The sequence below is a fragment of the Arthrobacter sp. YN genome, from assembly GCF_002224285.1.
Taxonomy (GTDB): Bacteria; Actinomycetota; Actinomycetes; order Actinomycetales; family Micrococcaceae; genus Arthrobacter.
The window spans coordinates 740,875-760,571 of sequence record NZ_CP022436.1 but is presented as its reverse complement, the minus strand read 5'-3'; the positions used below and the strand labels follow the sequence as shown (position 1 = coordinate 760,571).

General features: G+C 62.7%; 18 protein-coding genes and 2 pseudogenes. 9 read left to right on the top strand and 11 right to left on the bottom strand.

The annotated features are described in order from the left end of the window. The 5 genes from CGK93_RS03610 to CGK93_RS03590 form a co-directional block, all read right to left on the bottom strand. Nucleotides 1–921, bottom strand: coding sequence for a carbohydrate ABC transporter permease (locus CGK93_RS03610; RefSeq protein ID WP_089593642.1), 921 nt, complete (start codon nt 919–921; stop codon nt 1–3). Nucleotides 922–957: 36 nt separating this feature from the next. Continuing rightward, entirely contained in the window at nt 958–2,292 is a 1,335-nt protein-coding gene (locus tag CGK93_RS03605) for an extracellular solute-binding protein (RefSeq protein WP_089593641.1), read from the bottom strand. Nucleotides 2,293–2,533: 241 nt separating this feature from the next. Then, the gene (locus tag CGK93_RS03600) at nt 2,534–3,535 is read right to left on the bottom strand and encodes a LacI family DNA-binding transcriptional regulator (protein ID WP_089593640.1); all 1,002 of its coding nucleotides are present in this window, start codon (nt 3,533–3,535) and stop codon (nt 2,534–2,536) included. A 157-nt stretch (nt 3,536–3,692) separates the two neighbouring features. Continuing rightward, a complete protein-coding gene (locus tag CGK93_RS03595; protein WP_089593639.1) occupies nt 3,693–4,484 on the bottom strand; it encodes a TIM barrel protein in 792 nt (263 codons plus the stop codon). Further along, nucleotides 4,456–5,601 carry a Gfo/Idh/MocA family oxidoreductase gene (locus CGK93_RS03590; RefSeq protein WP_089593638.1) on the bottom strand — a complete coding sequence of 382 codons (1,146 nt, stop codon included), beginning with the start codon at nt 5,599–5,601 and terminating at the stop codon, nt 4,456–4,458. Before CGK93_RS03590 ends, CGK93_RS03595 begins: the two co-directional genes overlap by 29 nt. A 106-nt stretch (nt 5,602–5,707) precedes the next feature. On the opposite strand from CGK93_RS03590, the gene CGK93_RS03585 reads away from it, so the two are divergent. Together CGK93_RS03585 and CGK93_RS03580 are read left to right on the top strand one after the other, a co-directional pair. Next, nucleotides 5,708–6,715, top strand: coding sequence for a LacI family DNA-binding transcriptional regulator (locus CGK93_RS03585; RefSeq protein ID WP_089593637.1), 1,008 nt, complete (start codon nt 5,708–5,710; stop codon nt 6,713–6,715). Between the two features lie 44 nt (nt 6,716–6,759). Further along, a pseudogene (locus CGK93_RS03580) lies at nt 6,760–7,496 on the top strand (TetR/AcrR family transcriptional regulator). A gap of 29 nt (nt 7,497–7,525) precedes the next feature. Here the strand turns inward: CGK93_RS03580 and CGK93_RS03575 are convergent. From CGK93_RS03575 to CGK93_RS24350, 3 genes are all read right to left on the bottom strand, one after another. Further along, the gene (locus CGK93_RS03575) at nt 7,526–8,173 is read right to left on the bottom strand and encodes a LytR C-terminal domain-containing protein (RefSeq protein ID WP_089593636.1); all 648 of its coding nucleotides are present in this window, start codon (nt 8,171–8,173) and stop codon (nt 7,526–7,528) included. A 61-nt stretch (nt 8,174–8,234) separates the two neighbouring features. Further along, nucleotides 8,235–8,534: a type II toxin-antitoxin system VapB family antitoxin gene (locus tag CGK93_RS03570; RefSeq protein ID WP_011773432.1), complete on the bottom strand. Its 300-nt coding sequence runs from the start codon at nt 8,532–8,534 to the stop codon at nt 8,235–8,237. Between the two features lie 92 nt (nt 8,535–8,626). Then, entirely contained in the window at nt 8,627–8,758 is a 132-nt protein-coding gene (locus CGK93_RS24350) for a hypothetical protein (RefSeq protein ID WP_269768470.1), read from the bottom strand. 97 nt (nt 8,759–8,855) lie between these two features. Between CGK93_RS24350 and CGK93_RS03565 the strand changes: the two genes are divergently transcribed. The 6 genes from CGK93_RS03565 to CGK93_RS23965 all read left to right on the top strand — a co-directional run bounded on the left by CGK93_RS03565 (nt 8,856) and on the right by CGK93_RS23965 (nt 14,772). Then, on the top strand, nt 8,856–10,427 hold the full coding sequence (locus tag CGK93_RS03565) for an alpha/beta hydrolase (protein WP_089593635.1): 1,572 nt from the start codon (nt 8,856–8,858) through the stop codon (nt 10,425–10,427). Nucleotides 10,428–10,792: 365 nt separating this feature from the next. Then, the gene (locus CGK93_RS03560) at nt 10,793–11,002 is read left to right on the top strand and encodes a hypothetical protein (RefSeq protein WP_089593634.1); all 210 of its coding nucleotides are present in this window, start codon (nt 10,793–10,795) and stop codon (nt 11,000–11,002) included. 165 nt (nt 11,003–11,167) lie between these two features. After that, a complete protein-coding gene (locus tag CGK93_RS03555) occupies nt 11,168–11,560 on the top strand; it encodes a hypothetical protein (RefSeq protein ID WP_157731585.1) in 393 nt (130 codons plus the stop codon). Nucleotides 11,561–11,567: 7 nt separating this feature from the next. Continuing rightward, complete coding sequence (locus CGK93_RS03550; RefSeq protein ID WP_089593632.1) at nt 11,568–12,086, top strand: hypothetical protein; 519 nt, start codon at nt 11,568–11,570, stop codon at nt 12,084–12,086. A 127-nt stretch (nt 12,087–12,213) separates the two neighbouring features. Next, nucleotides 12,214–13,134 (top strand): hypothetical protein, encoded by a 921-nt coding sequence (locus CGK93_RS03545; protein ID WP_089593631.1) that lies wholly within the window; start codon nt 12,214–12,216, stop codon nt 13,132–13,134. Nucleotides 13,135–13,356: 222 nt separating this feature from the next. Beyond that, nucleotides 13,357–14,772 carry a stealth family protein gene (locus CGK93_RS23965; RefSeq protein ID WP_089593630.1) on the top strand — a complete coding sequence of 472 codons (1,416 nt, stop codon included), beginning with the start codon at nt 13,357–13,359 and terminating at the stop codon, nt 14,770–14,772. Between the two features lie 384 nt (nt 14,773–15,156). On the opposite strand, the pseudogene CGK93_RS23960 reads toward CGK93_RS23965, so the two are convergent. The 3 genes and pseudogenes from CGK93_RS23960 to CGK93_RS03525 all read right to left on the bottom strand — a co-directional run. Continuing rightward, nucleotides 15,157–15,732, bottom strand: a pseudogene (locus CGK93_RS23960) (metallophosphoesterase); the annotation flags it as partial. Between the two features lie 141 nt (nt 15,733–15,873). Then, nucleotides 15,874–16,356 carry a glutathione peroxidase gene (locus tag CGK93_RS03530; RefSeq protein WP_089593629.1) on the bottom strand — a complete coding sequence of 161 codons (483 nt, stop codon included), beginning with the start codon at nt 16,354–16,356 and terminating at the stop codon, nt 15,874–15,876. A gap of 120 nt (nt 16,357–16,476) precedes the next feature. Further along, the gene (locus CGK93_RS03525; protein WP_089593628.1) at nt 16,477–18,177 is read right to left on the bottom strand and encodes a M23 family metallopeptidase; all 1,701 of its coding nucleotides are present in this window, start codon (nt 18,175–18,177) and stop codon (nt 16,477–16,479) included. Nucleotides 18,178–18,394: 217 nt separating this feature from the next. On the opposite strand from CGK93_RS03525, the gene CGK93_RS03520 reads away from it, so the two are divergent. After that, nucleotides 18,395–19,696 (top strand): FG-GAP repeat domain-containing protein, encoded by a 1,302-nt coding sequence (locus CGK93_RS03520; protein WP_089593627.1) that lies wholly within the window; start codon nt 18,395–18,397, stop codon nt 19,694–19,696. Nucleotide 19,697: the final 1 nt, after the last annotated feature.

Here is a 19,697-nt window from a genome sequence, read left to right as displayed (position 1 = left end):
TTATGCACTCCTGCGGCGGGTGATGACGAACTGCATGACAGAAACAACCACGATCAGTCCGAAGAAGATGTAGGAGATGGCTGCGGAGTAGCCCAGCCGGTAGCCGGTGAACCCTGTTTCAAAGATGTACTGCACCACGGGGCGGGTGGATCCTGCCGGCCCTCCTGCGGTCATTTGATAGACCTGGTCGAAGATCTTCAGTGACGCCAGGATCTGGAGGAGCACGATCATCACGGTGGTGGGGGTGAGCTGTGGCAGCGTGATGGAGAAGAACTGGCGCCAGGCCCCGGCGCCGTCCAGGGAGGCTGCCTCGTAGTGCTGGGCGGGGATGTTTTGCATGGCGGCCAGGTAGAGCAGGAAATTGAAGCCCACCGTCCACCAGAGGGTGGCGATGACAATTGCCCACATGGCCACGTTGGGGTCATTCAGCCAGGCAACCCGAGGAAGACCGATGCCGGTGAGGAACTCGTTGATCAGGCCGAGCTGCGGGTTGTACATCCAGGTGAAGAACAGCGAAACCACGGTGGAAGCCAGCAGGTAGGGCGCAAAGTAGGAGAGCCGCCACAGCCATTGGGCCGGGAGTCCCACGTTGAGCAGGGCTGCCATGACCAGGGCTACGAGGACCAGGGGCACGGTGCTGATCACCGTGAAGTAGAGGGTGTTGCCCAAGGACCGCCACATGTCTGCGTCGGCCAAGGCCTCGGCGTAGTTGGCGAAACCGATCAGGCTGTCGTTGGCCCCGGTCAGGGACTTGCCCGTGAGGCTCATGTAGAAGCCGTAGAGGATGGGCCAGACGAGGAAAACGAGGAAGAACACCAGGAACGGGGCGGCAAATCCCCAGCCGCTCAGGTTGCTGCGGGTGCGGCTCCCGGGTTTGCGCAGACTCTCCGGCCTCGGCCGGGACAGCGTAGAGGTACTCATTCAAGAACTCCTTTGGTCGCTCGGTACGTGGGCCGGTTAGACCGGGTTGGGACGGGAGAGGAGGGTGTTGGTGCGCTGTTCGAAGGCATCCCATCCGGCGGAGGCCTTGTCCCTGCCCAAGAGGACGTTCTGCACGTTCTCCGCGAAGTAGGTCTGCCAGTCCGAGCCGGAGCCACTGAACCAGGCCTCGGGATCGTAGGCGATGATGTCCGCCGCGTTGGCATAGTGAATCTGCGGGGTGAGTTCGCGGTACGCCTGTGATTGGACCACGGGCTGGTACCCGGGGATGTGTCCGGCTTCTGCCCAGGACAGCGATCCCTTCAGGACGTCGGTGACAAACTTGTAGACGTCCCGGCGCTTGTCCTCGTTGACGTTGAGTTGCCGTGGCAGGACGAACGAGTGCGAGTCCGCGTAAGAGGCCGGTGTCCCGTACAGCGTGGGAATGGTGGCCGCGTCAACGGGAATGCCGGCCTTCTTCATGGTGGGCAGTTCCCAAACACCGCTGAACAGCATCCCGGAACCGCCGCGGGCGAACTCGGCGATACCGGTACTGATGTCACCGGCCTGGGCTGCGATGGTGTCGTCAAACAGGGAAGCCATGAATTCCAGCGACTCTATGGCCGCGTCCCGGTCCACCTTCATAGGCTGGCCCGGCGTCAGTTCCATGTCCACGCCGTGCTGCTTGTAGAGGGTGTAGAACAAGCGCCACATCTGCGATCCACTGCCCAGATAGCCGAAGGACAGGCCGTGGGCCTTGGTCACTTTCTGCATTTCCAGGGCCATTGCCTTGAACTCGTCCGGCGAGCTCACCTCCTGGAGCTGCCCGTTGCCGCCCAGGACGCCCGCTTTGGCTGCTACGTCCGTGTTGTAGAACATGACGAACGGGTGCGAGTCCAGGGCAATGGAGAAGACCTTGCCGCCATGCTGGCTCTTCTCCCAGATTCTGGGAGCGAAGTCGGATGCCGTCACGCCGTTCTCGGCAAGAAGGTCCAGGTCCCACGGATCGATGAGTCCGCCCGGGGCGTAGCCGGGTACCCTGCTGGCGTGCATGATGGCCACCTCGGGCGGGCGGCCTCCTGCCGATGCCATGGCCAACTTGGTGTAGTACGGCGGCCCCCAGGCCAGCACTGTGGGGTGCACCTTGAAACCGGGATTGGCCTGGTTGGCCGCGTTGATCATGGCCTGCATCTTGATGCCGTCACCGCCGGAGAGGAGGTGCCAGAACCCGATGTCCTGCACTGCGGCGGCCTGGGCTGCCCCTCCGCAACCGGTGAGGCCTGTTGCCAGGAGTCCCCCGCCAAGGAGGGCCGATCCTGTTAGTAACTGTCTCCGGGACAACTGTTTCCCGGTCAAAGATTCAAACTGCTTCACCCGTCACTCCTTTGGATGGGTCCGCTGAAAGGTCACTGCTGCACTGCGGTGTTACTGCGTTGTTGCTGCGTTGTTGCTGCTGCGCTGCATAGCTGCTGCACCGCTTGAAGTCCGGCTCCGGCGCGTCTCCACACTCGGGTATATGGTGGCCCGGGGTGACGCAGGTCTCACATTACATCGATGTAATGAGCGGGGCAAGAGAAAATTGTTAGCGCACACAATTTAGTGGACGGCTCTCGTTTCAGGCCTTGCTGCTGCCCCGCTCCACAATGCTGTAATCCACACTGACAACCCGCTGCCCATGGGTCCTGTCCCCCATGCGCTCCGTCAGCAGACGCAGGGCTTCGCTGGCAATGGTTCGCTTATCAAAGGAAACCGTAGTCAGCGAAGGGACGGCGTAGCGGCCATCGGCAATGTCATCGAAACCCGCAACGGCGATATCTTCGGGTATCCGCAAGCCCCTCTTCCAGAGCACGCTCAGGGCACCAATCGCCATGGAGTCGGTGAAGCAGAAGAGAGCTTCTGGAACAGGGTGCTGATCCAGGTAGGCGTCCAGGGCTTTGGCGGCCGTTTCGGGCGTCCACTTTTCGCAAGGAATCAGCAGTGACTCATCTTTGGGGATACCGAGGATGTCCAAAGCGGCCTCATACCCCTGGGTACGCTGGATGGCTGCCGCAGATCCTCGTCCCTGGGTGGTTCCAAGGACCGCAATGCGCCTCCGCCCGGGCTTGGCCAGTGCCAGCGTCATGTCCCGGGCCGCCGTCAGGCTGTTGACAAAGACCCGATCGGCCAGCTGCTGCGTCACCTCGCCCAGAAGAACCACTGGAGGCAGAGCAACTCCAACCTTGACCGCACTCTCATCCAACACCACGGGGTTGAGGATCAATCCGTCGATCAGGTTGGAGCGTGCCCGCGTCATCAGCTCCTGCTCGCGGTCAGGGTCCGAGCCCGTTTCCTCGATCTGGACAATCCAGCCCTGCTCATGGGCCACCTCCACAATATGGTGGGCCACCTCCGCCGAGTACGGTGTTGCCAGGTCCGGCAAAGCGAGGGCAATAACCCCGGAGCGGCCATTCCGCAGTCCGCGCGCAGAAAGATTGGGCACGTAATCCAGTTCCGCCATGGCCTGTTCAACCCGGAGCCGGGTAGGAGCACTGACAGGTACCACACCGTTCATCACGTTCGAGACCGTTTTGGGCGAAACCCCTGCACGGCGCGCCACGTCCTTGACCGTTGCGCGCAATACGCCCCCTAGCTACAGTGTTCACCGGCGCTGCGATTGACCGGTTTTCCTTGATGCTACGCGAGTTTTTACCCTTGGATGCAGCGCCCCCGCGCTGGTAACGACCAACGCGGGAGCCTAGCGTGCCATCCTTGACCCGCGGGCAGGCCGCTCTTGGCTAGCTTTCAAAGGCCGCACGGAAAGCCGCCAGCGCGGCGTCCCCTGATTGCAGGTCGTCTCCCCCGGCGGCCTTCGCCTCGAGGCCTATGACCCCCGCGTATCCGGCCTTCCGAAGAGCATCTGCGACGCCGCGGTAGTTGACTTCCCCAGTGCCGGGTTCGCAACGGCCGGGGACGTCGGCCACCTGTATTTCTCCCACCCAGGGCAACGCGGCCCGGACAAGTTCGATCAAGTTTCCTTCGCCGATTTGGGCGTGATACAGGTCCAACATCATCCTGACGTTGGAGTGGTTGACCGCGGAGACCAACGCCAGGGTGTCTTTGGCCCTCGCCAAAGGGATTCCGGGGTGGTCCAGGATGGTGTTCAGGTTCTCCAGCGCGAAGGTCACTCCGTGCTTCTCTCCCAGCGCCCCCAGCCGTTCGAGGGTGCTTCTGCCGGTTAGCCACATCTCGCCTGTGGACCTGTGAACCGGTCGGACGGCCCGGCCGCCCTCACCGAGCTCGGCAGGGTGGACCACCATCCGCTCGACGCCAAGTTCAAGCGCCACGGGAATCAACTTCTCCGCGGAAGCCAGCACGTCTTCGGCACTGCTTGGATCAGTGAGGCTGCCGCCAAAGTAGCCGCTCATCGACGAGAACCGGGCTCCTGTTGCTGCCAGGGCCGCGATGTCCCGGCCCCGGGTGTCCCACAGCTCCACCTCGAACCCTTGCCCGTGGATCCTTTTCACACGCTCCGTCAAGGGCAGTTCGCCGTAGAGCATTTCAGCGCATGCGGCCAGGCGGAAACTCATGCTTTGTCCCCACAGTGAGCAGCGCGGGTTCCGCCGGACGCAGTGCGGCAATCGATGCCACATCAACCGGCAGTCCGGTGTGGGCCGAACGGGTGGCAGCCAAGGCAACGGCCAGGGCGTTCCGCGCGTCGGTTCCGCCAGCACCTTGCGCCGCGGGAGCCTGGGTACCATCGCGGTCAGCCTTCACCGTATCCACAAAGTGGGCAAGTTCAGCCGTGTAGGCATCGTGAAAGAGGTCCACGTTCAGACGGACGGTGGCCGAACTGATACCGGCAGCGGTGTAGCTCGTGGCCGAGCTGGCCTGCGGACCTCCCGCCGTCACCATTCCCGCAGAGCCAAAAACCTCTCCCCGCACGTCATAGCCGTACAGGGCGTTGAAGTTGGCCTCGGCCACGGCAATGGCCCCGTTGCTGTAGGTCACCGTGACCACAGCGGTATCCAACAGCCCGCCCCCTTTTGCCTCGGGAGCTACCAGCGCATCAGCCACCGCATGAACGCGAACAGGGACAGCGCCGGGGTTCAGCCAGTTCAAGGTATCAAAGTCGTGGATGAGGGTCTCAAGGAAAATGGTGCCGGGTGCAATCCGCTCCGGATTGGCAATCCCGTCCTTGCTTCCCGGGTCGCGGGTCAGGGACCGCAACAATTGCGGTGTTCCCACAGCGCCATCATCGATGAGTTGGCGGGCGGCAGCGAAATCTGCCGCGTAGCGGCGGTTGAAACCGAACTGGACCACCACACCTGCGGCCTCTGCTGCTTCCAGCGCCTCGTCAAGTTCTTCCACAGTACGGCCGCCCGGCTTTTCGCAGAAGGCATGCTTACCGGCACGTGCTGCCGCCGCGATCAGCCCGGAATGAAAGCGGGCCGGCGCGGAAATCAGGACAGCGTCCACCTCGGGATCATTCAGTACATCCTCCGGGTCTGTACTGATCTTGCGGACCCCCAGTCGCTCAGCCAGTGCCTGGACGGCGGGAAGTGCCGGATCCGCGATGGCCTCCAGCCGTGCATTGGGAATCCGCTGCGCAACGGATTCGGCGTGGAAACTGCCAATCCAACCCGCTCCGATCAGAGCAATACGAACCGGCCGGTCTTCACTGACCGGATGCTGAAGGTAAACCATAGGAGCTCCTACTTGTGTCTTCTAGATCGTTCTAGTCCGACCATACTGGCATGCGGTTTACGTCCCGTCTAGATCGTTCTATACACTGGTTGCAATTGGAGGAAATATGTCAGAACTGCAGCGCCGCCCCACCCTGATGGACGTAGCCGAGGCGGCTGGCGTCTCGCGGGCCTTGGTTTCCATCGTGATGCGGGGCGCCCCCGGCGCGGCGGAATCCACCCGGCAAAGAGTCCTGCAGGCGGCCAGCGATCTCGGTTATCGGGCAGACTCCCGCGCGAGGCTGCTGCGGAGCAGCAGGACCAAACTCCTGGGCCTCGCCTTTTCCAGCTCGCAGCCATTTCACGCCGAAATCGTCGATGCCGCCTACGCTGAGGCGTCTGCCAAGAGCTATGAGATAACGCTGAGCGCAGTGGCCGGCGGCAGACCCGAGGCGCGCGCCATCGAGACCTTGCTGGACGTCGGCGCCGAGGCGCTGATCATCATCGCCCCCACTCTCAGCGTGGATGATCTGGCACAGTACGCCCGCCAGGTGCCGGTGGTGAGCCTCCTGCGCGATGACGTGGGCGAGCAGGTGGATTCGGTCAGCAGTGACGATCACGCCGGCATCGTGCTGGCCGTTGACCATCTGGTCAGCCTGGGTCATCGCCGGATCACCCACGTGGATGGCGGCACTGCCGTCTCGTCGGACATACGCCGGGAGACGTACCGCGGGGAGATGGTCCGGCACGGCCTGAAACCCGTGGTTGTTTCCGGCGGCCCCGGGGAGGAGGACGGCATGAGCGCGGGGCAGATCCTTCAGGCTGATCTGCCAACGGCAGTCATCGCCTTCAACGACAGGTCGGCCCTCGGAATCATGGAAAGCTTCAGGGCTGCGGGAATCAGCATCCCCTCAGATGTATCGGTGCTGGGCTATGACGACAGCAACTTCGCCAAGCTGAGTTACGTCCAGTTATCCTCTGTCAGCCAGGACGCTCCGCGCCTTGCGGCCGCCGCCGTCGGCCGTGCCGTGGACCGGATTGAAGGGGCAAAGTCACCGGGCAGCGTGGTCCGGACACCGCATCTGGTCATCCGCAAAACCACAGCCCGGGCGCCTGAAGGAAACAGCGACACCTGACGAAACCCGCAGCTCTTAGTGACAGATCACTGTAAAGTGTCTATATGCCCAGGATCACGGCCGCCACGAATGCTGCCCAACGCGCCGAGACCCAGCGGAGGATCCTGACTGCCTTCGGTGAACTCCTCTTCACCCATGGCCTCCCCGGCCTGACCATGACCGACGTCGCCCGGCATGCGGGGGTGGGCCGTACCGCCGTCTACAACTATTACGCGGACATGGAACAACTGCTGATCGCGTACGCCCTGGACGAGACCGAGCGCTTCATTGTTGACCTCCGCGATTCACTGGCCGCGCTGGAAAACCCCGTGGACAGGTTGGCCCTTTACGTCCGCGCGCAAGTGGAAGATCTGAGCCGCCGCCACCTGCCCCCGGGACCTGCCATGGCCGCAGTCCTCTCCCCCGGTTCCTTCGCGAAGCTCGCGGACCACGTGGGCGACCTCAACATCCTTCTGCAGGACATCCTTCAAGACGGCGTCCGCCAGGGCTACCTACCGGACGTCGACGTCGCCCAGCTGGCGCGGCTCATTCACGGAACGCTGTCTGCCAGCGCCGCACGACGCAACCGAACGCCCGACGGCGACACTCACCCACCAGCCCCGGCCACCGACGTCGTGGTCAAGGCAGCTGTTGAAGCGCACGCATCTGTTGAAGCCCACACTGCGCAGACCGTACATTTCATCCAGCTCGGGCGGGAGCACGCTTCGACGACGCCGGGCGGCCGATTCGGCTGGAAGCAGCCGTCCAGGAAGCCCCCATCCACGACGCCCTGGCGGGCTAGTACAGGGGCGCTGGTGTTGCTGCCTGCCGTTACGGCCCCGCTGGAAGCGTCGGGATGATGGGCCACTTGGAGTTATCGGCAATGCGCAGGTCTTCGCGCGGGCACAGCAGCTTCCCCGGGGTTTGATCCACCAGTTCCGGTTCCACCAGGCCTTCGTAGTCTGAGGTGAGGATGACATCCACGGACTCATCCTCACGGTTGTCCTGGAAGTAGTCCGTGCCGGCAAGGTTGCGCTGGACGTTGAAAGCAGCCGCCTGGCCCTTGACGCCGGAAACTACTACGGCCACTCCGGCGTAGGCGGTCTCGCTGTTGTCCACCGAGGCCACTTTGAAGCCCCGGGCAGTAAATTGCTCAGCCACGGTACCTGCCAGGCCGCCGCGGGAGGTGGCGTTAAAGACGTTGAGGTTCACTGTTTCGTTCGGAACGTAGTCGAACGTGGTGGTGGGGCACAGGCTCATTGGGGCTTTACTGGCGATCGCGGTGGGGACTTTGATCACGCCGTTCATGATGGCCCAGGCTCCAACCGCCCCGGCAGCGATCACACCCACCAGCAGGACCAGGACAATTCCGTGAAGCAGCCGGCGCCGGAAACGGGTCTTCTGGGCCGCGGCATCCTCGGCAAAGGTGGCCCGGAGCTCCGGGCCGGTGACCACGTGGTGGCCATGGAGCAGCGTCACATCCTTGGGACGCTTACGTTTTTTTGCTGGGGACGCCTCCGGACTGGTGGGACCCGTCCGCCTAGCCATCGATCACCAATACACGTGCGTGAATCGCGGTCCTTTGGTGGAGCGCCGTGCGGACGGCCCGGTGGAGCCCGTCTTCGAGGTACATGACGCCCTGGTACTGGACAACGTGCGGGAACAGGTCGCCAAAGAAGGTTGAGTCCTCAGCCAACAATGCCTCCAAATCCAAGGTCCGTTTGGTGGTTACCAATTCATCGAGGCGGATAGGGCGCGGGGGCAAGGCAGCCCAGTCCCGCGGCGCCGAGTATCCATGGTCAGGGTACGGGCGTCCCTCGCCCACAGCTTTGAAGATCACCCTTCAAGCCTATGGAAGTTGGCGCCCTAACGGAACTTGTGACCCGCGGCACAAGCAGGTTGTAGCCAAAAGGTGACTTCCGGCTTCTGCTCCTACGGCCCCGGACCTGGACGCCCGCAGATCACCGGCTTGAGCAACGCCCTGCCCCGGTTCACTGACACATTCAGTTCCTCGGCCACCTGTTCCGTGGTCAGGAACCGGTGCTTCTTTGCATCCTCTGGCATACACCCTCCTAAATTCGTCCAACACCACGACCTTCCAATTGCGCAAACAGCAATTATGCTAGTCGTTGGATTTATTGTTCTGGTTTGGGGGCCTAGTATGGCAATTGCTTTTGATGACGGCGCGGCCGACGCGCTGATCAGTGCCGCGAACTCCGCCGACGAGGTTCTGCGGGCCGAGGGAGGCTTCCTGTGCGGGGCCGTGGAGCGGGCAGTGCAGGATTTCAACGGGGGCTACGGGCGTCTGTTCAAGGACGCCTGCGGCATCAGGTCTGATGATCGCGGCAAGCTTGCAGGTGTCCTCGCGGTTCTGGCCGAGGACGTCGGCGAGGCCAAGCACAGGGCCCAGCAAGAGAAAGCCCGGCAAAAGAACATGGATGCCTGGCAGCAACGCGACAATATCCGTAAACAGCACCTGCTCTCCGGGAACATCGCGAAAACGTCAGTGACAGTCGCCACCATGGTCCTGGACCCGATGCCCGAGAGAACGCCGGTCCCTGCACCGGCTGTTTCAGCTGTGTTTTCTCCGCGGGACCGGCCCCGGTTCGCCGGCGGACCAGGAAGCGGAACCACCTCGGCTGACCCGGGCAAGCTCCGCGGCTTCGCCTCAGTGTCCCGGACGGCCACGAACACCCTGAATTCACACTTTGTCGCAGTCCGGAATGCCTGGAGCGGTTTCACAGCATCGTGTTCCTGGGTGACCATCGAGACTGAATCGTTTGTTGCTGGTTTTGAGCAGCTGCTCGCCGCCAACGCAGCAGACGCCGATTGGATAGAGCAGGTCGCCACCGCATTCGAAACAGCAGGCAACGGCTCTATCGCGGACAGCATGCTCAACGGGCTCTTCATCCAGTACGCAGCACCAAACCAAGTCGGTTTGAACGACATCGGAACCATGAGTGCAGCGCAACTGAAGGTTTGGCTCGGTAATGGTGGCAGCGCCAGGCTGCGGGAACTCCTGACCCAACCAGGACTGGACCCCGTAGCCACAGCCACGTGGTGGTCTGGTCTTGGCCACACCGTCGAGCCTGCCACCGGGAAAGTCACCGTCGGTGAAGAACAGCAGCTCCTGATCGATGCACTGCCCGAAGTTATTGGAAACCTGAACGGTGTCACCGCGACCGCCAGGGACCTTGCCAACCGCAAAAAGTTGCTGCAGATGCACAATCACTGGAAGAAGTACCGCGAAGAGCACGGCGGAAAAGTTGATGAAGGCTCCCAGGAAGGCATGGTCAACAAGATCTGGGAAACGCTCTACGACACCGAGGGCAACGAAAAAGTCGTCGATACTGACGACAAGTCATCGATCTTTCAACTCGTGAGCTTCGTTCCCTTTGGTCTCGGGACAGGATCGGAGACCGGGTTCGGTGCATCTATTTCCGTGGGAGACCTCGATGCCGCCAAGCACGTCACCTACCAGCTCCCCGGGCTGGACACTACCGTCGGCAAGGACATGGCATCCAAAACCAAACAGGCCAATGATCAAAGAGTTGAGCAACGTGACCTCGCTCGTCTGAATGGGATTGACCGGGACCGTCTTGCTTGTCACCTTTGGCACGGACGGCACCACAGGACCGGATGGTGCCAAAGACCTGCCAACGAAAACCCACGACGGGCAAACCGGTGGCAAGGACGGCATCTACGGTTACTTCGACAAGTCAACAGAGTCTAGCTACAACCAGGCCAGGATCGCCCTCGGCTTGAATCACCAGCTCACGAATGCGAAACGATGACATCCACACGTAGCCGCCGATACTGGCATATGCTTCCCGCCGCGGCGATCCTTCTACTCACCCTTGCAGGGTGCGGGACAACGCCAAGCACCAACCCACCTACCAGCGCCGCGGAGCAGACAATGGACCCGGAAGAAGCCCGAACAGAGTACCTTGACCTCTTCAACAAGATTCAAGCTCTCGCCCCGGCGACTGGACGAAAGTCACACCAGACAAAGCAGGGTGGGTCTGTGATCGTCCTCTCGGCACGGAAGGCACCCAGGTCTCCTTCGATACCAGTCGGAGTCCACTGAGCCGGGAAGAAATGGATGTTCTCCACGACAAGGTCAAGGCCTTGTTCGAGGCCACCGGGTTTAATCTCAGGCAGGAAATCGATGATGGCCCGAACTTTGTCCGACACACCGTGGTCCTCGGGCCCGACAAGTTCTCTATGGGGTTCGGTACCGGCAAGTACGGCATCACCCTCAGCGGGAATACCCGCTGCTTTGCCGACCCGGAAGGTAAATTTCGCTAGGGATCCCCAGGCGGACGATCAATTCACGAATGCGACACGATGACCACCAAACTCCGCCGCCGGCACAGGCGTGCCCTTCCCGCCGCAGCGGTTCTTCTTCTCGCTCTGGCGGGGTGTGAGCCCAGCCCTGGCACCAACCCAACTACCAGCACCGCGGAGCAGACCATGGGATCAGAACAAGCCCGCAAGGAATACCTCAACCTCTTCACGGAAGTCCAAGCCCTTGCCCCTGGCGACTGGACAAAAGTCACCCCCGACAAACCAGGCGGGGTCTGTGATGGCCCCCTCGGCACTGAGGGAACCAAAGTCTCTTTCGATGCCCATCGGAGCCCGTTGAGTCGGGAAGAAATGGATGCGCTTCATGACAAGGTCAAGACCTTGTTTGAAGCCACCGGCTTCACAGTCAAGCAAGAAACAGACGATGGCCCGAATTTCATCAGAAGCACCGACGTGTTCGGGCCCGACAAATTTGTCATGGGACTAACCACCGGCAGGCTCGCCATTACCCTCGGCGGAAATACCCGTTGTTTTTCCGACCCGGAAGGTAAGTTCCGCTAGGAAAGCCATGACCACCATGCACCGCAGCCTATACTGGCGTGTCCTTCCCGCCACAGCGATCATTCTGCTCACGCTTGCAGGGTGCGGGACAACCCCCAGCACCAGTCCCGCTACCAGCACCGCGGAGCAGACCATGGGATCAGAACAAGCCCGCAAGGAATACCTCGACATCTTCACGGAAGTCCAAGCCCTCGCCCCTGGTGACTGGACGAAAGTTGCACCAGATGCACCGGGGGACGTCTGCGATCTGCCTCAGGGCATTGAAGGGACTCAATTCAGCTTTGACATTACCCGCAGCGCGATCTCAGAAGATCAGGCTGAAGCGATACATAAGACGGTAAAGGAAGTCTTTGAAAGCAAAGGGCTAAGAGTCGTACAAACCCAGCCCTCGGGGGCCAACCGAGACCAGACCACCACTGGCTTTGGCGATGGCAAGTTCTCCATGCAGCTTGGAACCAGCAGCTTCGGCACCACGCTCGGCGGCAACACCCGATGCACACCGGATCCCGAAGGCAAATTCCGGTAGGAAGCAGTGATCAGCAAAGTCCGTCCGTACTGGCGCGTACTTTCCACGAGTGCCGTCTATAACCTTCGTGGGGCGTCACAGACGTCATAGCTGTGAGGGTAGCCGCGGGGACTGACAGAATAGGGGCATGACTCAACCGCTCCAAGGTACTGAACGGACCGCTGCCCACGCCACGCCCGCCCTGGCGTTGCTGTTGGATGTCGACGGCCCCATTGCCAGCCCTGTGACGCGCGACGTCAAGCCGGACATCATCGCGGACATGGTGGCGCTGGCCTCGGCGGGCATTCCCGTCATTTTCAACACAGGCCGCTCTGACGCGTTCATCAGCGAGCAGGTCATGGAGCCCATGATCGCCGCCGGAATGCCGTCCAACACCGTCATCCATGCCATCTGCGAGAAGGGCGCTGTGTGGTTCAGCTACACGGCGGAAGGCCCCGGTCCCATCCATGTGGACCGCGAACTCGCGGTACCCAAGGCCTACGGCGACGATATCCGCCGATTGGTTGCCGAGGACTATTCCGCGCACATGTTCTTTGACGAGACCAAGCGCGCCATGGTTTCCGTGGAGCAGCACCTGGACGTGGCCAGCGCGGACTACCTGGCCGAACAGAAACTCTTCGACGCCGACGCCCTGGACATCATGGGACGCCATGGCCTCAACGCGGCGATTCTGGACCACCATGCGCCAGAATCCGATGACACGGCAGATTACCGGTTGGACCCCACCATCATCTCCACGGACATCGAATCCGTCCGCCTCGGCAAAGACCTCGGAGCGAGCCGCGCCGTCGAACTGCTCGCGGCCCAGGGCATCACTCCGCTCTCATGGCGGACCGTGGGTGATTCCCGCACGGACTATGCCATGGCAGACTGGCTTCACCACAACGATCACGACGTAAAGCACGTGGACGTCCGGCCCGCAGACGGCGTACCGGTGAAGCCCTACACCATCCTGACGGCCTCTGACCTCCAACTGGCGGACGAAGTCATCCACGACGACGCCGGCGGCGCTTTCCTCCGCAGCTGGCGCGAGGCCCTTTCCATCTGACAACCAGCGAGTCCAGTTTCACGCACCGACGATCCCGGAGATACAGCCATCACACAAGCACAGGTCGATCCGATTTACCACGGCAGCCCGTCCATAGAAGAGGACACGATTGCTGAGGCGATCTCGCCTGCCGTCGTCGCGCACCTTAAGCACCGGTCCGACGTCGTCCGTCACCGTGGGCGGTACGCCCTGATCAACGCCGACCTCACCCCGCAACAGGCCATGGTGTCCGATCTCCTGGCTGTCAGGGCGGCACTGGACGCTGCCGGCGTCGATTTCATCCTGGTGCGCGGCAATGATGAGAGGCCGGTTATCGCTGTCGACTGGGAGTCACGCAAGGAGGTCCGTGAGGCGCTGGTGTCAGCGTTCCACAACGAGCCCTTCTACTCCATGACCGTGGACGCCAAGAAGAAGACCTCGGTCCTGGTGGCCGACGGCGAGCTGTCCGCCAACCGGAAAGCGCGCATCTTCCGCCTGTACCGCCCGCGCGTCGAAACGGGCGGTGGCCTCTGGTACGGCCCGGCGCTGGGCGTGCAGCTGGAGCTGTGGCGGTTTGAAGGCGACCACCTTGAGCTGCCCGTGGAGAACTCCCTGACCCGCCGCACCATGCTGCGGCAGGACGCTGTCCGTGGAACCGTTCAGCGGCACGGCCTGACCTGGCCCACCATCGAGAACATGTTCGCGGACCACGCAAGCGACATCGACTTTGATGTCGACATGGTTTTCTCGTGGGTGGACGGCAGCGACCCCGAGTACATCGCCAGGCGGCGCGCGCAGCAGGCCGGGGCCGTTCTGGGCGAGGGTGACGACCATGAGGCCCGCTTCCGCCAGATCAACGAACTGAAATATGCCCTGCGTTCGGTGCACATGTTCGCGCCCTGGGTACGGCGGATCTTCATCGCCACCGACTCCCCCGCCCCTGAGTGGCTGGCCGACCACCCGTCGGTCACGATCGTTCGCAGCGAGGAGTTCTTCGCCGATACCTCGGTCCTGCCCACGCACAACTCGCAGGCCGTGGAATGCCAGCTCCACCACATCGAGGGGCTTTCCGAGCACTTCCTGTACTCCAATGACGACATGTTCTTTGGCCGCCCCGTGGGCCCGGACATGTTCTTCACTCCCGGTGGCATCACCAAGTTCATCGAGGCTGACACCCGGATCGGGCTGGGCGAGAACGACGCCGAACGCAGCGGCTTCGAGAACGCGGCACGCGTCAACCGGAAGCTGCTCTGGGAGCGTTTTGGCCGGATCACCACCCGGCACCTCGAACACACCGCAGCTCCCCTGCGGCGCAGCGTGGTGGCCCGAATGGAGAAAGAATTCCCGGCGGAATTCGCTAAGACCGCCGGGAGCCGTTTCCGCGCTGCGGACAACATCTCGGTCACCAACTCGTTCTACCACTACTACGCGCTGCTCACGGGCCGCGCCGTCACGCAGACCAACGCCAAGGTCAGGTACGTGGACTCCACCATGTGGGCTGGCCTGCATTACCTGCCCAAGCTCCTGGCGAAGCGCCACATGGACTTCTTCTGCCTGAACGACGGCAGCTTCCCGGAGGTTGAAGCCAACGAGCGTGCCGACCTGGTGACGGACTTCCTGGAGAAGTACTTCCCGGTTAAGGCGCCTTGGGAGAAGTAAAACCACCGGGAGCAACAAGCGGCATCGACGAGGTGTGCGTGCCCGGCGATGTGTGGGCACCCACCCGCGATTCGTGGGGATGCGGATGCCGGCTTCAGCCAGCCGACGCTGAACCTCGTCAGCGTCCACGGGCTCGCCCACGGTGACGCCGCCGGACATTGGCACCACCGAATGCACAATCGTGTGCTCGTACACGTGGATCATGTTGTACGACTGCGCACCGTCCCTGCCCCGCTGCGCGCCTGCGCGGACGCCAAGGTCCTGCGTGTAGCACGTGGCCGAGGCCACCGATACCGGGATGCCGGCGAAGCCCGCCGTCGTGGAGTAATGCAGGTGGCCACCCAGGATGGTGCGGACGTCCGTATTACGCACGACGGCGGCCAGTGCGGCTTGGCCGCGGAGCTCCACCAACACGGCGAGGTCCTGGACGCACGGGACAGGCGGATGGTGCAGGGCAAGGATGGTGCCGTCGGGAGCCGGGGTGGCCAGTTCGGCAGCCAGCCATTCGAGCTGGGACTCCGACAGTTCACCGTAGTGGTGGCCAGGGACGGTGGTGTCCAACGTGATGATGCGGAGCCCGTTCACGAAGTAGCTGCGGTCCACGGGGTCGTGGGGCTTGCTGGCCTCGGAGGCATCCACGAAGGCGGAACGGAAGTTGGCACGGTTGTCGTGGTTGCCCATGGCCCAGATGGCTTTGGACCCGAGAGCGTCGCAGACAGGTTCGATCATGTCGCGGAGCCGCTTGTAGGCTTCCAGCTCACCTTTGTCCGCGAGGTCTCCGGTGAAGATGATGGCTTCCGGCCTGATCCGGGAGGCGACGATCTGGTCGCAGATCTCCTGGAGCCTGGTGGCGCTGTCCACAGAGCCATAGAGCGTGCCCGGACCACCCACCAGGTGCAGATCACTCAGGTGCAAAAGCACATGACCTGGTTTGGGGTACTCGGCCTCGATGAGCTCCATAGCTTGCCTTAGCGTTTGGTGGGAGACGGCGTCTCCCGTATCAATCCAGTAGGGCCAATCCAACCAGACAACTAGCCAACAACTGGCTAACATCCGGCGGAATGTTGGAAAATTACTTTCCTCCCTTCAAAATTGGTGGCTTTACGCCAGCGCTTTTTCCACTGCCTTCACAAGGTCTTCGGAGTCAGGCTCCACTGTGGATGGGAACCTTGCCACGAGATCTCCGCCCCGGTTTATGACGAACTTCTCGAAGTTCCACTTCACCTTGGCAGGCTGGCCGTCCTCATCCTGGGTCAGCTCCGCGAACAGGGGGTGCTGCTGCTTTCCCAGGACGTTCGCTTTGCTGGTCAGAGGGAAGGTCACGCCGAAATTCCGCTCACAGAATTCCGCGATCTCCTCATCCGCGCCGGGTTCCTGCCCACCGAACTGGTTGCAGGGCACGCCGAGGATCTCCAGGCCCTGTTCGCGGTATTTGCCGTACAGCTCTTCGAGCCCGGCGTACTGGCGTGTGAAGCCGCACTCGGAAGCCACGTTGACCACCAGGACCGCTTTCCCCTCGAACCGGCCGAAGTCCGCTTCTGAGCCATCGTTGAAGGTGAGGGGAATGCTGTACAGGCTGGTCATGGGGTTCGCTTCCTGACGACGTCGGCTGGCGGGCTTGCCGCCATCGAGCTTACGGGAGCTGGCTTTGGGGCGCGAAACGCGGGCGTGTTGGCGTTTCGCGTGCCCTCAGCGTAGGGACCTCTAGGGCGTCGGAGGAAGAACCAGGGTGGACAACAGGACCACCGTGCCGTTGGGCAGCCGGACCTTGTCCGGTGCTACCAGGACATATCCAGGCGGAAGAACCACCGCTGGGAGCGTCGTCGGCAGTACCGCGACGGGTGCCGGAGCAGGCACAGGAGCCACCGGCGCAACGGGAGCTGGAGCAGGAGCCACGGCCTGCGTCACGGCCGGCGCAGCAGGTGCTGGAGCGACGACTACAGGAGCCGGGACTACTGCCGCCGGCGCTGCCGGAGCGGGAGCCGCCGGGGCAACCACCGCAGGCGCCGCCGGAGCCGGAGCCGCCGGCGCTGGAGCCGGCGGAGCCGGCGCCGCAGGAGGTACGACGGCGGTCGGCGCGGAAGCGTCCGACGAGGTCACTGGCGGTGCCACAGTTTTCGCGGCCGGCGCCGTGGTCGTAGCAGGCGCAGTGGTGGTAGCCGGCGCCGTGGTGGTCGGCGTAGGCGTCGGAGTCGGGGTAGCTGTCTGCGTAGGCGTGGCCGTGGGTGAAGCAGTCTGCGTGGCGGTCGGCGTCGGGGTTGCAGTCTGTGTCGGGGTTGCAGTCTGTGTCGGGGTTGCAGTCTGTGTCGGGGTTGCAGTCTGTGTCGGGGTTGGAGTCGGCGTCGCCGTCGCGGACGGTGAGGCGGTCGCCGTCGGACTCTGCGTTGGAGCGGGTGTCTGCGTAACCGGTGGCGTCGTGGTGCCCGGCGTCGTGGTGCCCGGCGTCGTGGTGCCCGGCGTCGTGGTGGTAGGCGGAACCACCACCGGCAGTGGCTCGGGCTCTTCGTGCTCTCCGCCGATGACGGCGCGGTTGGTGCCGTCGGCTACCGGAACGGCCCATACCGGAGCCGCGGACGTTCCCGTTCCAACGCCGGGCTGGTAGTTGACCATGGAGATGGTCTGCAGCGGATCAATCTGCCGCATGGGCAGGTAGGTCCAGCCGTTGGGGTTGGTGTGCAGGCCATTCACGATCGTCTCGAAGTGGAGGTGGCAACCTGTGGACCAGCCGGTAGTGCCAACCTGGGCGATGACCTCGCCAACCCGGACGGATTGGCCCTTGGTGACGCCGATGGCCTGCAGGTGGTTGTAGGTGGTGACCAAGCCGTTGCCGTGTTCGATCTCCACGCGGTTTCCGCCACCCCACAAATGCCAGCCGACGGCCCGGACCACACCGGCGTCGGCCGCGTAAACGCGTGTTCCGCAGGCGGCGGCGTAATCCTGGCCCCAGTGGAACTCGCCGGCCAAGCCAGTCAGGGGGCTGTAGCGGTAGCCATAGTTGGAACTCAGGTTGAGGACCTCAAGGGGTGCGTACAGGGCACCGGTGGGCGGACGGGACAACCCCGCGGAAGCTACCGTGAGCCCTGTGGAACCGTCTTTGCTGACGGTTCGGACCATGGCGCGGTCAAAGTAGACCATGGGGGTGCCGGGAAGTTGTTCCGGGGGTTCGGGCATGGGATCGATGACGAGTGTCTCGGCCTCCGGCGGCACCAGGGTGCCCAATGCCGTGGGCCCGACGACGCCCTGCGCCAAGGAAATATCAACCGTGCTGGTGGGGGCCGCATTGAGCGGTTGGAAGCCGAAGGCGAAGAAGGCCAGAACGGCGAGGCTTCCCGCGATGAGAACGCGATGGAATCCTTCGGCACGGATCAGGTCTATTGCCCGGTCTGAATCATGATGCTTGCCCACAAAACACTCCCCAAAAGCCAGCGGCACCAAACCCCAGCCTGGCGTGCAAGCACCATTGTTGCGGGAATCACATCAGAAATAAAGGCTTCGCGGGTCCTTGTGGCGGAAAGGTTCCATCAGTTTTTGCTCAAGATGTCTTGAGCTAGGTTAGGACAGAGCGGAACCGGATGGTCCCCATCTGACGTCATGCGCCGGACACCACCAGGAATGAGCCTGAATGAACACCTCGTCGTTACGTCAGAGAACTCTTGCCGCCGTGCGGGACTCGTCACTCACCCGGGCCGGCGCAATGGTTGCCCTGCTCGTGGCCGGCTTGGCGGGTGCCGGTGTGTCCCCTTCATCCGCGGCGGGGACCGCGCCCCTCCACCATATTGATATGGACGGGATCGTATCCATGGTGGGCATGCCATACGTCGGGTCGGAGTTGCGGATGGGTGCTCCAGCGGAATTCTCGGGCTGCGATAAAACTGAGGCAGCGCCTGATGGCTACACGATCGAATGGCTCAGCAACGGCACCCCCCTCCCTCCAGAGCGCCAGGTGGAACCACTCAAAGTTTTGCCGGAGGACCGGGGCAACCGGCTTTCGTTCAACGTCTACGCCACCACTCCGGAGAAGCAGCAGTGCGGCGATGCCCTGCGAGGCGACGAGAACACTCTCCTGCACAGCAAGGAGACGGCGCCCATCTCTGCCTCCAACCGGGCCATGGGGTGGACCGGGCGGGGGAACTTTGAGCTTTTGGGCCGCACGGACGACGGCGAACTGGTCCTGTACCCGCGAACGTACACCTATGGCCTAGGGACTTGTAACGCCGGACTGTGCCCCAGTTACGAGACAGCGCAGTGGGATGAACCCAGGCTCGTGGGCACCGGATGGAACATGTTCGACGTCGTGTTCTCACCCGGCGATTTCGACGGGGACGGAAACAACGACATCCTTGCCCGCGATGCCGAGGGCGACCTCCACCTGTATCCAGGCGATGGCCACGGAGGTTGGATGGACAGTTCTGTTGTGGGCACGGGCTGGAACATTTTTGACACCATCGTGGGCCCCGGTGACTTTGACGGAGACACCATCAATGACGTGCTCGCCCGCGATGCCGAGGGCGACCTCCACCTGTACCCCGGCGATGGTGACGGCGGCTGGAAGGAACCACAGGTTGTAGGCACTGGGTGGCAGGTCTTTGACAAGATCATGGCCTCGGGCGACCTCAGCGGCGACGGTAACGTCGACATCCTGGGACGTGACCACGACGGTTATATGCACCATTACCGCTCTGACGGCCAAGGAGACTGGCAAGGCGCCGGCACGTGGGGCCCCGGATGGGAGGTCATGACCGATGTCATCGGTGTTGGCAGCTACACCCACAACCTGGGTGAGGCCATACATTGGGGGCACACAGTGACCCGAAACGACACCATCGCCATCAACCCGGAGGGAGATCTCCTGAAGTACGCCGGGTTCGTGCCCACGTCCGAAACCATTGGAACGGGCTGGGACATCTTCCGTTCGCTCATCTAAT

Bases quoted from the DNA above. Each gene is read 5' to 3' on its own strand.
- CGK93_RS03610 (WP_089593642.1), bottom strand. From the start codon at position 921: ATGAGTACCTCTACGCTGTCCCGGCCGAGGCCGGAGAGTCTGCGCAAA.
- CGK93_RS03595 (WP_089593639.1), bottom strand. From the start codon at position 4,484: ATGAGTTTCCGCCTGGCCGCATGCGCTGAAATGCTCTACGGCGAACTG.
- CGK93_RS03590 (WP_089593638.1), bottom strand. From the start codon at position 5,601: ATGGTTTACCTTCAGCATCCGGTCAGTGAAGACCGGCCGGTTCGTATT.
- CGK93_RS03585 (WP_089593637.1), top strand. From the start codon at position 5,708: ATGTCAGAACTGCAGCGCCGCCCCACCCTGATGGACGTAGCCGAGGCG.
- CGK93_RS24350 (WP_269768470.1), bottom strand. From the start codon at position 8,758: ATGCCAGAGGATGCAAAGAAGCACCGGTTCCTGACCACGGAACAGGTG.
- CGK93_RS03565 (WP_089593635.1), top strand. From the start codon at position 8,856: ATGGCAATTGCTTTTGATGACGGCGCGGCCGACGCGCTGATCAGTGCC.
- CGK93_RS03560 (WP_089593634.1), top strand. From the start codon at position 10,793: ATGGATGTTCTCCACGACAAGGTCAAGGCCTTGTTCGAGGCCACCGGG.
- CGK93_RS03555 (WP_157731585.1), top strand. From the start codon at position 11,168: ATGGGATCAGAACAAGCCCGCAAGGAATACCTCAACCTCTTCACGGAA.
- CGK93_RS03550 (WP_089593632.1), top strand. From the start codon at position 11,568: ATGACCACCATGCACCGCAGCCTATACTGGCGTGTCCTTCCCGCCACA.
- CGK93_RS03545 (WP_089593631.1), top strand. From the start codon at position 12,214: ATGACTCAACCGCTCCAAGGTACTGAACGGACCGCTGCCCACGCCACG.
- CGK93_RS23965 (WP_089593630.1), top strand. From the start codon at position 13,357: ATGGTGTCCGATCTCCTGGCTGTCAGGGCGGCACTGGACGCTGCCGGC.
- CGK93_RS03530 (WP_089593629.1), bottom strand. From the start codon at position 16,356: ATGACCAGCCTGTACAGCATTCCCCTCACCTTCAACGATGGCTCAGAA.
- CGK93_RS03520 (WP_089593627.1), top strand. From the start codon at position 18,395: ATGAACACCTCGTCGTTACGTCAGAGAACTCTTGCCGCCGTGCGGGAC.